The following is a 10,986-nucleotide window of genomic DNA, read 5'->3' on the forward strand; positions in this document are numbered from 1 at the left end:
AATATATTATGTGTATTTTTTAAAAAAAGTAAAGTAAAATTTTCTAGAATTCTAAATAATCAATTAGTAAAACTATATAAATTTATCAATAAAGTTAACATAATTTTTATAAATATGTTAATAAATAAAAAACGATTCGACAAACGCCTTAATATATACTATATTTTAATAATGAACGATAAAGAATTAAACGATATATTTTCAGTCGAAGCCGTTAATTTCATGAGAAAATCAATAGTGGAATCCTACGGCAACGAAGTATATTTTGGAATAAATTTTAACGCTTTTGGAATTTTAGACCATATTGAAGTTATGGCGAGAGGAAATAAAGATTCCGTCCCAGCGATTATATCTCTATCTTTGGAATTTGACGCCGTTATTCATAATCATCCATCGGGACAATTAACGCCTTCGAGAGCCGATTTGACGATTGCGAGCGAACTTGGAAATAACGCGGGAGTCGGTTTCTATATTGTAAATAACGATGTTGACGATTATTACGAAGTCGTTCGTCCTATAAAATCGGAAGACACAAAAACTATAAACAGTCCCGAAGCTTTATATATGTTTACCGAAAACGGACTTTTAAGCAAATTATTAAAAAAATACGAATACAGACAGGAACAAACCGAACTTGTCGAAGCCACTATTGAAGCTTTCAATAATAATAAACATTTAATATCTGAAGCGGGAACGGGAATCGGAAAATCTTTCGCTTATTTAATTCCCGCTCTATTATGGCTTAAAGAAAATAAAACGAGAATTGTCGTTTCTACAAATACGATTAATTTGCAGGAACAGATTATTTCAAAAGATTTGCCTTCAATAATCGACACAATCGCGCCAACCGTGAAATACGCTTTAGTCAAAGGAAGAAATAATTATGTCTGCATAAAAAAAGTAAAAGACGGATTAAACGATATAGACAAATTGGATTTTGACGAACAGATTAATTTTTTTGAAAGTATTGATAATTGGCTTAATATAACTAGAGACGGTTCTATAACCGATTTGGGATATAAACCGAAAAGCGAATTATGGGAAATGGTTTGCTGCGACACCGACACTTGCACTCATAGAAAATGCGAATATTTGGAAGAATGCTATTTTTATAAAATGCGAAAACAATTAAACGCCTCTCAGCTTTTAATCGTCAATCATCATATATTATGCGCCGATTTATCTTTATACGCCGAAACTGCTGGAAGATATAGTTTGCTTCCAAGATATACGAAAGTTATAATTGACGAAGCTCATAATTTTGAAAATTCCGCTTCGAGTTATTTTGGAAACGAAGGAAGTAAAAACGGAATATTGAAAGCTTTATTTTATATTTCAAGAATGAAAAAAAATAAAAGAATCGGAATCATAGAAAATATTAATAATATGATGAACGAAAAAAAATCTATCATTGAAAATAGCGATTATAAAGAAATAATAGAACTTATAAATGCGACTCATGATATAACGAATAGAGTGCGAAATATTGTGGACGAATCTTCAAAACAATTCATAACTTATTGCCATAAAAATATTAAAACTAAAGAAGGTTTAGGATATAAATTTAGAATAAGCCCCGAAATCGTTGGCACGGAACATTGGCAAAACGAAGGAATTAAACCTTTAAGAGAAATCGTTATAATAATCGGCTCTTTGGTTAATCTATGCGACAGATTATATAAAAAATTTTTCGATATTGCGATAGAAAATAATTTTGACTACGAAGAAATTGCTCAAATGTCAAACGCTTATTTGGAAAGATTAAAAAATCAGCTTGTATCTTTAAACTCCGTGATAGATTATAAGAAAGACGAATATATAAGATGGATTGAAGCGAGACTAACAAAAAAAGGAAACATTATTCTTAACTGGCATTTGACTCCCGTAACCGTTGCGAAAAGTTTAAATGACTTTTTATATTCAAGATTCGATACGGTGGCAATGTATTCGGCGACTTTAACAGTTTCAAAAAGTTTTAATTTCTTTTCAAATCGGCTTGGATTCGATTATATAGAACAGAATAAAAAAATAGAAATTTATTTGGAATCTCCTTTTAACTACGAAGAAAACGCGAGACTTTATATTGCAACCGATATGCCCGATGTGGCGAGCGAAACTTTCAACGATTTTACTTCAAAAGTTTTGCTCAAAATATGCGATATAACGGGCGGAAGAACTTTTATATTGTTTACATCTTTTTCTTCTCTAATGAATGTTTATCAAAGCACGGAAAAAGAATTAAAGAAAAAAAATATAAACGCGCTGGCTCAAACTTCTTCGATACATAGACATACTTTGCTCGATATGTTTAAAGCCTCTTCGAATAATGTTCTTTACGGAGTCGATTCTTTTTGGGAAGGAGTCGATGTTTCGGGAAAAAATTTGGAAGTGGTAATAATTCCAAAACTCCCTTTTGCCGTTCCAACCGACCCGATAAGCGAAGGCAGATACAGATATATTGAAGAAAACGGAGGAAACGCTTTTATGGATTACGCTTTGCCTCTCGCCGTTATAAAATTTAAGCAGGGTTTCGGGCGACTCATAAGAAGCAAAGAAGACAGAGGAGTAGTATTCGTTTTGGACAGAAGACTTTACGGAAAAAACTACGGCATAAAATTCATTCAATCTCTTCCAAAAGCTAAAGTATTAAAAGCGAGTATGAAAGAAATTTTTGAAGACATGAATAATTTTTTTGACAATTTTTAGTAATAATTTTTTTGGCGACTGCCCGCAAATGCGGCTTAAAACGCTTGACAAACGCTAAAAAATTTACTATAATATAAATACCTTAAATAAATTTTTTGGAGGCAAAAAATGAAATACTGTAAATTCATTAGTCAAGTCAAGCGCTAAAATTATATCTTTAATCGCATTATTTATATTATTATTTTCAATTAGCTGTAAAACAAAGTTCAATCCAAGTGAAGAACCGAGCGAAGAAACATATAACGGTTTAATACCTAAAGAATTTTTGGGAAAATATATACCTTATTATAATAATAATTATAATTATGATGATTATTATGAAGCTACATCTTCTAATATTCTTATTTATTCTTCTAAAGATGTGACTGAGAAGATGAATATTACACTTAGAAGATATGCGGATGGGGATTCAATCTTAATAGCTGAACATGGCGGCAGTATACATTTTTACACAAATAAGGAATCAAAAAGACAATTATTTACTTTTTTTATGGTTCCTATGGATGCTAATCCTACTCTTATTCATATAGACGATATAAATAAATAATTTTTGAAATTTAGATTTTAGGGAATGCATAAAATAAAGCGTTCCCTTTTTTGTTCTTGAAAATATTTCAATATATATTATAATGAATATTATAATTTTTTAATAAAATCAAGGAGAAAAATATGAGTTTAAAAGTTGACGATAGAGGCAAGGCAAAAGTGGTTAGCCTAACGGGAAAAATGGATGTAAGTTTATCTATGACAATCGAGCAGGAATTGGAAGAACTGGTAGATTCTGGAGCGGTTAATTTGATTTTGGAAATTTCGGGCGTGGAATATTTGAGTTCGAGCGGAATCAGAGTTTTTATCGCGATTATGCGAAAAGTCAAAGATAAAAATGGAAAAATCGTTCTCGCTCAAGTTCCAGAAACTATCAAAAAAATATTGAAAACCGTAGATTTGGAAGATTTATTTGAAGTTTACGATTCGGTTGATAAAGCTTTAGAATCGTTTTAATTTTATTTAAATATTTTAAAAATTATTTTATATTTTATGAAAGTAAAATTTATATTATTCTTTTTAGGTTTATGTTTAGTTTTTTCATGCGCCAGCCGACAGAGAAGCGCCGATTATAGATTTGATAGCAGACCGTTTTTAAGAGAGTATAAAAAATATTCCCTTACTTCGGGCGAAAATAATCCCGCTTTAGATTCGGTTATAGACAGAGAAGGAACTTGGATTTATTATTCGAGGGAAAATGCGGGAAATACAGACATATTCGCGGTAGATTCTTATAATTTGGAAACATTTAGATTAACGCGAAGCCCGGGAATAGATTCTTCAGTTTCGGTAGATTCAAAATCTAAATATCTGGTTTTTTCTTCTACTCGAGATGACGCTTTCGGAGATATTTATTTATACAAACTTGTAAATATTTTCAAAGTCCGAAAAAGCAGAAAAAAATTAGAAGATTTGGAACAAAGCATTGTGAGGCTTACCGATTACAAAGGATACGATACCGACCCCGTAATATCGCATAACGGAAATATTATAGCTTTCATATCCGACAGAGACGACAAAACGAAAAAACTATTCACAATGAAACCGAACGGAAAAAATATAAATAAAATTTCCGATTTGGAGGCAAGTTCTCCAGCTTTTTCATTCGATGACAGATATATAACTTTTATAACTTCAAAAATCGGAGAGCCTTATTCTCAATTAGCGATTTTCGATTTGGAAACTAAAACCAATTTGACGATTTTAACCGACACAAAAACTTTGAAATTCAATCCTTCGTTTTACAATAACGATACGATTATTTATTTTGAAATAGAAGAAGATTCGGACGGAGACGGCAATTTAACCTATTACGATAAAAGACGATTAATGTCATATTCTTTAAGCACGGCGCAATATTATGTTTTATCGGAAGACACTCAATTAACCTCTTTCAATGTCGCCTACCCTTCCGCTTTAGTCGGCGCTTATGTTGTAAATACCAACGGAACGAGCATAGTCACGATGGGTTCTACGAAAGAATATTTTATAAAAGACGATAACGCCGAAAGAATGTATAGCACTTTTTCCGAACTTCCTTACGATAAAAAAGAAGAAGTTATAGATAAATTTCCAGAATATTTTCCATTTAAAGAAGACGAAAATAATGTGGCAAAAGCATATTTCGATATAATGATTCAGTCATATACAAATGAAAAAAACGATATTTATTTAAGCGCGAAAAATACTCTTATTAACAGTTATGATGAAACGCTTTTTGGATTTTTAGCGGATAAAATAGACGGCGCTTTTGACACGAATTGGCTTGATAAAAAAAATTATACGAACGAATATTTTTTATCGAATAATACTCAAAATATTGAAAATAATATAGCTTGGGCGGGCTTTATTTCGGCTAATGAAAAATATAAATCTCAAACGAATAATAAAACATCTTTAAATATTCTTACAAATATAATTAATTTGAATACGGATAAAGATTTATATATTTTAATTTCAAAATTATACAGCCATTCGCTCGAAGATAATAATTACGAATATACAAACGATTTGTATAAAATTCCTTACGCGAGAAGAGATTTAATATTTTCCGAAAGATTGGAAATAGCGAAAGATTTTTTGAAAGATTCAAAATTTTCCTACGAATATATAATAGAGAATTCTCATCCTTATTTTCCTACATCCGTTGCGGCGCGGTTAATGTATTTGGACGGACTCATTCTTTCGAGGAATTATGACGATGCCACGAATATATTTCAGCCCTATTTGGAATCGAATAACGATATAATGAAAGCTTTGGGTTATTATGCGAACGCTAAAGTTTTAATCGCAAAAGAAGACGAAGGCGCTTATATTTTATTAAAGAACGCTTTGAATTCTGGCGGAAAAAATTTTGATTCCACTTATGAAGCGGAAGATTCTAAAAATATACTTGCAAACTATTATAAATCTTTGGCGGACAAATCTTATAACGAAGGCAAATATGCGGCGGCTTACGATAATTATAAAGAAGTTTTAATTTATAATCCAAGCGACAGAACCTCTTCTGCAAGATTAATCGAAAGCGGACTCAGAGCTTACGATACTATAGACTCGCTTGAAAAAACTATAACGGAAAGAGAAAAAAATCTTTTATCGACAAGATATTCGGAACATGAAACTCATGCGGAACTTGCAAACGCTTATTATTATTTGGCAAACAGATATTACGGAATAGCTATGTCAAAACAATATAGCAAAGAGAGATATGTTTTAAGCGAAAAGCAGAGAGAGGACGGTTTTTATTTATATTTAAATAAATCTTTCAATACGATAGTCGATAAAGCGGTTTCATATATGGATTTTGCAATATTTCTTTATCCAGACGATGCGGACTATTATATTAAAAAAGCGGAAATGCTAACATTCTCTCAGTCGCTTCAAATGCAGGTTTATCAGGATGATAAAACTTATAAAAGCGTTATAGAACTTGTGCCGAGTTATAGAGATAATAATGTCAATAACGATAGATATGTCGGTTATAATAAATTATCTTTTCAAAGCGTTAATTTGGAAAGCGATATTATAGATTCTCTTATAATGGCAAAAAGCAAAGTAAAAACCAAACCAAATATGGTGTCGATAATGCTTGCCAATTCCTATTTAATGAACGGCAGATATTCGGACGCGGCTGCGGAATATAAAGAAGCGGAAATATTATTAAACTCAGTCGGAAGCGAAAAAAGTAAAGCTTGGTATCATTTCTTTTACGGCTATTCTTTGTGGATGAATAACGAAGTAGAAAATGCTTATAAAGAATATGAAACGGCGCGAAATTTATTTGAAAAATTGGGAGATAAAGAAGCGATATATAAAATTGTAGGCTATACTTCGGTTGCGGCGATAGAACAGAAAGATTATAAAAAAGCTATAGAATCTTTGCTTGAAAGAGATAAACTCACAAAAGAAAATATAAATCAAAACGAATTAAACGAACTTTTGCTTGCGGCATGCTATTTGCAGCTCGAAGATTATAATAACGCTTTGATATACTGCGACAATGTTAAAGAAAAGATAGACAATTTGGATTCTTCAGTTTATACTCCGAATTATTTGAGCGCCACGATTTACGGAACGGATATAAATATAATTAATTTGGGACTCGCTTCATTTGGAGGCTATATTCCGGGCGAACCTCTTAATGTCGATAAACAGCAAATGCTATATTCGATATATCAGGAATTATACGAAAAAATGGGAAGATATTCCGATTCGAGAGAGGCTTTATCTTCTTACAAAAATTATATTTTGAAAGATACTCCGAAAAAGTCTATAAAACCTTTAATGCTCGCCACTTATTATAATAACGAAGGATATTTATATTATAGGCAGGGTTCGATTTCAAATTCCATAATATCTTTTAAGGCTTCTATAGACGAATATAAAAAAACTATAGATTCTAAAGCTTTGGAAAATAATCCTAATTTGGCTTACGAAAACGCTCAAAATGACGCTAAAAATTATTTGAGTTTATCTTCTTTATATTTAAGATATTTGTCGCAAACAGATTTGACTTCAATTAGAATAGAATTTTTTAAAGAATTATTTAACACGACAAAAAATTTGCAAGTATTGTCGACTAATAATTCCGTAAGTTCTAAAGATAGATTATTATTGTATTCGCATATTGCCGCTTTTCAATATATAATGGCGCTTAAACTCACAACCGAAGCGGACAGTTCAAGATTCAAAAAAAGGAGAGACGACCCTTTGGATATGAGCGGACATGACATTAATGTTCAAAGATTATATATGCTTAAAGACGCGATAGACAGATATAAATATATTCTCTCTTCCAATTCCAATTTTCCAGTAGACTTGAAAACGGAAATAATAATTAGATATAATTTGGCTAAAGCATACGAACTCGCGGGCTATATTGAAGAAGCGGCAAGAGAATATATGTCGGCATACTCGAAAGCTCAAGTTTCGGCGTTTGCGGTTGAAGAGATTGCAATATTAACGACTTTAATCGATTTCAGCACGAAATATAGAGAGATTTATCCCGATAGTTTGGATTTTCCGATACAATATGTTTTTAGAATTTTAAGAAGACTCAGAGAAAGCGTATTCATGATAACTTTCGTTGAAGACAATAATTTTATTTTGGAACAGGCAAAATATAAGGTTATAGAATTTTTGGGAGAGAATTATCCCGATGCAAGTTTTAATGTCCTAGCGATGTTTGACGCGATAGAAATGCGAAGAAAATTTTTAAACGGCAGACTCTACACTTTGGGAGAAAATAATTATTATTTAAAAGATTATTACGAATTATACGATAATGTTCTTTATTCTTATAGAAGATATTTGGATTCCGTTTCGACTCCTTACGACAGCAAAAAAGAAGCGTCCACTTTAAAAGAAATTACCGAATACGAAAAAGAGGCTATAAAAAAATTCGACAATACGCCGATAGAACATATAGTTATATGCGATGTGAGAGCGGAAGATATTGATAAAGCGATGCGCGAGGATGAGACTTTTGTTTGGGATACTTATTTTGGATATAGATTTGTGCGTGAAAATAAAAAAAGTTATTTCTATATGCAAACCAACGATAACGCAAATGACAATAGTAATTATAATTTTAAAACTAAAAATTATGTTTCTCATATAGGAGATAATCCGCTAAAAATAAGCGACACTAATATTTTTGTGAGGGAATTATATGATTCTACGGAGTATATGCTTCCTCCAAAAACCGCTTATATAGACAACAGACTTCTTTCATTTTTTAGAACGGGCAGAAACGATGAAAAAAATATAAATAGCGTAAGTTCGATTTCGTCTAATAATAATTCCACTAATCAAACTAATCAATATATTTATAATGTCGCCTATACAAATAATTTGACGAATAATTTTGCAAATACCAATATTAATACGAATAGAAACAGAAGAAGAATATTTAAATTTATAGAATTAAAAGATATTATTACAAATTCCTATGTTCCTTTGATTGTCGATATAACGGGAGCGAGCGGTTCGGACATTTCAAATATAATGAAAAAAAATCTCTATATTGTATATTCCGATAAAGAAACTTTTGAAAAAAATAAAAATCTTTTGAAAGAAATTAATAATATGGCTTTGGTAGTCGGAAATTCAAATAGAGAATCGAGAATTTTATTTTATACAAATTATTTAAGAAGAATAGTTACAAATTCTTTGGAAAACAGCATGAAAGGTTTTGACGGAAATTTATTTACCGTTTATGGAAAGCCCGATAACAGCATGACTTCTTTATCAAACGAGGCTTACGGATTTAAAATGAGATTATATAATTCTTATTCAAATTCTAAAAATCCTTCAATATCCATAATCTCAAATGTTATAAGTTATTCCCAAAGCGACAATGAAAAAATACTTAATTATGCAAAAGTAATAGAAGACAGATATTCGGCAAGAGATACCAACTCCGCATATACTTTATCAGAAGAAGGCTATAAATTTTTCGTGCAGTCTTACAGTAATATTAGCGATTCCAACGCATACAGATTTATGAAGGCGATACTTCCGATTTATAGAAGAATGGGAGAAGACGGAGCGGTTAAAGGAGCGAATAGAGCATTGCATTTTATGTCTTTATACACAAACGAAAATTATGATTTGATAGACGAATATTTTACTCCGTGGACTTTATCGAGATTCCTTAAATCCACAAACAGTTTGAAAAATAGTTTAAACGATTCGATTAGATATTTGAATTATATTGCAAGCCGAGTGGACGGAGAATATAAAAATAAAATTTTGGAGATAGCCGTTTTATATAATTTGATTTACGCTAAAAATTCTACAAACGATATAACGAATTTTATAAACGATATGACTAACGCAAACGATATTGTAAATATAGCGAATACGATTTCGGACGGAAAGGCTACAAATCAAAATGATATTTTTAACGCGATGAATTATATTTATGCAAATCAGTATATTTTTGAAACTTCAACGGTTTCAGCTTTTGCCGACAGATTCTATTCTTTATATAAAACCAACGCGAGTTATATTTACGGACTTTTGAATAAAATCAGAGTTCCCGAAAGCGATTTTGAAAATAATATAAAAACCGCTTCGGAAATATTTTCAAACGAAAATACAAATACGATGTTTATATTTTATTCTTATGAGAATTCAAAATATATCGCCTATAGTTATGTCGTTGGAGACAGAGAAGTAAAAAAATCGGAACTTATCGACAGAGAAAAATTAAACGGATTTTTGACTAATTTTACAAATGTTGGCAAGGTGCAAGATAGAATAAAAGCTTTGAAATCTATCGAAAACGGAATGCTGTCTTCGGCGATGGTTAAAGACGCTTCAAAAGTCGGCACGGTATATATTACGGGTTCTTACGCCAATTTGTTTACAGTTCCTTTCGCATATTTGGAGGCTTTTAAGAACGCGGATGTTATCAAAATCAGAGAGTTAAAATATTCTTCGAACTATATACTTGATTTAGGAAAAGTAAAAATAGAACTTCAAACTCAAACTAATTTTTATAATTCGCTCGAAACTTTAGCCGTTCAATCTGCCAAAACGGATTTGACAAGAAATATTCCCGCCGTTCATTATATAGGAATTTCTACCAACGATAAACCTTTTGACAGCGAAGATATTTTCTTATCTCCCGCAAATAATATTGATATTTTTAGATATTTACGAGGACGAAACGAAACAAAATTAATGTTTACATATTCAGCCGACACTTCGGGCGATTATTATACGGCAATGAAATATTTATATGGAAATTTTGACAAGGGAATAATCGAGGCTTACAGATATATAAAAAATAATGAAGTCGATTTTAACGCGATAAACCCTTCGGACGAAACCATTTTATATACGGCAAGTTATACTTTATTCGATTACATATTGCCAAGCATTCCAAAGAATAGGAAAAGATAAATTTTTATTTATATTAATAAACTATTGAAAAATTTTTAATTTGTTATTCCACTTTTAAAAATGCCGTCATTACGGAGATTTGAAAAATCCGAAGTAATCAACTATTAATAAAATTAAATTCTAAAATAGAATTTTATTATTTTAGATTGCTTCGACATTTTCAATGTCTCGTAATGACGCTGTTATCTATAGTCATTACGAGCGCAAGCGAAGTAATCTATTTAATTTTGATTGTTTAGACTTCGTCTTCGCACACTCGGCGACTGCCCGCTTTTAGCGTGTGTGCCTCACGGCAATGACGGTTTTATTTTGACAATATAGAAG

General features: G+C 31.3%; 4 protein-coding genes. All 4 read left to right on the top strand.

Going from position 1 to position 10,986, the window contains the following annotated elements:
* The first annotated feature begins 171 nt into the window (after positions 1 to 171).
* A complete protein-coding gene (locus tag ACR0QS_RS06975) occupies positions 172 to 2,706 on the top strand; it encodes a helicase C-terminal domain-containing protein (protein ID WP_432632721.1) in 2,535 nt (844 codons plus the stop codon).
* A gap of 373 nt (positions 2,707 to 3,079) precedes the next feature.
* Entirely contained in the window at positions 3,080 to 3,253 is a 174-nt protein-coding gene (locus ACR0QS_RS06980; protein WP_432632722.1) for a hypothetical protein, read from the top strand.
* Between the two features lie 122 nt (positions 3,254 to 3,375).
* A complete protein-coding gene (locus tag ACR0QS_RS06985) occupies positions 3,376 to 3,708 on the top strand; it encodes an STAS domain-containing protein (RefSeq protein ID WP_432632723.1) in 333 nt (110 codons plus the stop codon).
* 36 nt (positions 3,709 to 3,744) lie between these two features.
* Positions 3,745 to 10,662 (top strand): ABC transporter, encoded by a 6,918-nt coding sequence (locus tag ACR0QS_RS06990; RefSeq protein WP_432632724.1) that lies wholly within the window; start codon positions 3,745 to 3,747, stop codon positions 10,660 to 10,662.
* Positions 10,663 to 10,986: the final 324 nt, after the last annotated feature.

The organism is Brachyspira sp. (genome assembly GCF_050873525.1).
In the GTDB taxonomy this organism is placed as follows: Bacteria; Spirochaetota; Brachyspiria; order Brachyspirales; family Brachyspiraceae; genus Brachyspira.

Excerpts from the sequence above, each read along its gene's own strand:
- ACR0QS_RS06975 (WP_432632721.1), top strand. The coding sequence starts at position 172 with ATGAACGATAAAGAATTAAACGATATATTTTCAGTCGAAGCCGTTAAT.
- ACR0QS_RS06980 (WP_432632722.1), top strand. The coding sequence starts at position 3,080 with ATGAATATTACACTTAGAAGATATGCGGATGGGGATTCAATCTTAATA.
- ACR0QS_RS06985 (WP_432632723.1), top strand. The coding sequence starts at position 3,376 with ATGAGTTTAAAAGTTGACGATAGAGGCAAGGCAAAAGTGGTTAGCCTA.
- ACR0QS_RS06990 (WP_432632724.1), top strand. The coding sequence starts at position 3,745 with ATGAAAGTAAAATTTATATTATTCTTTTTAGGTTTATGTTTAGTTTTT.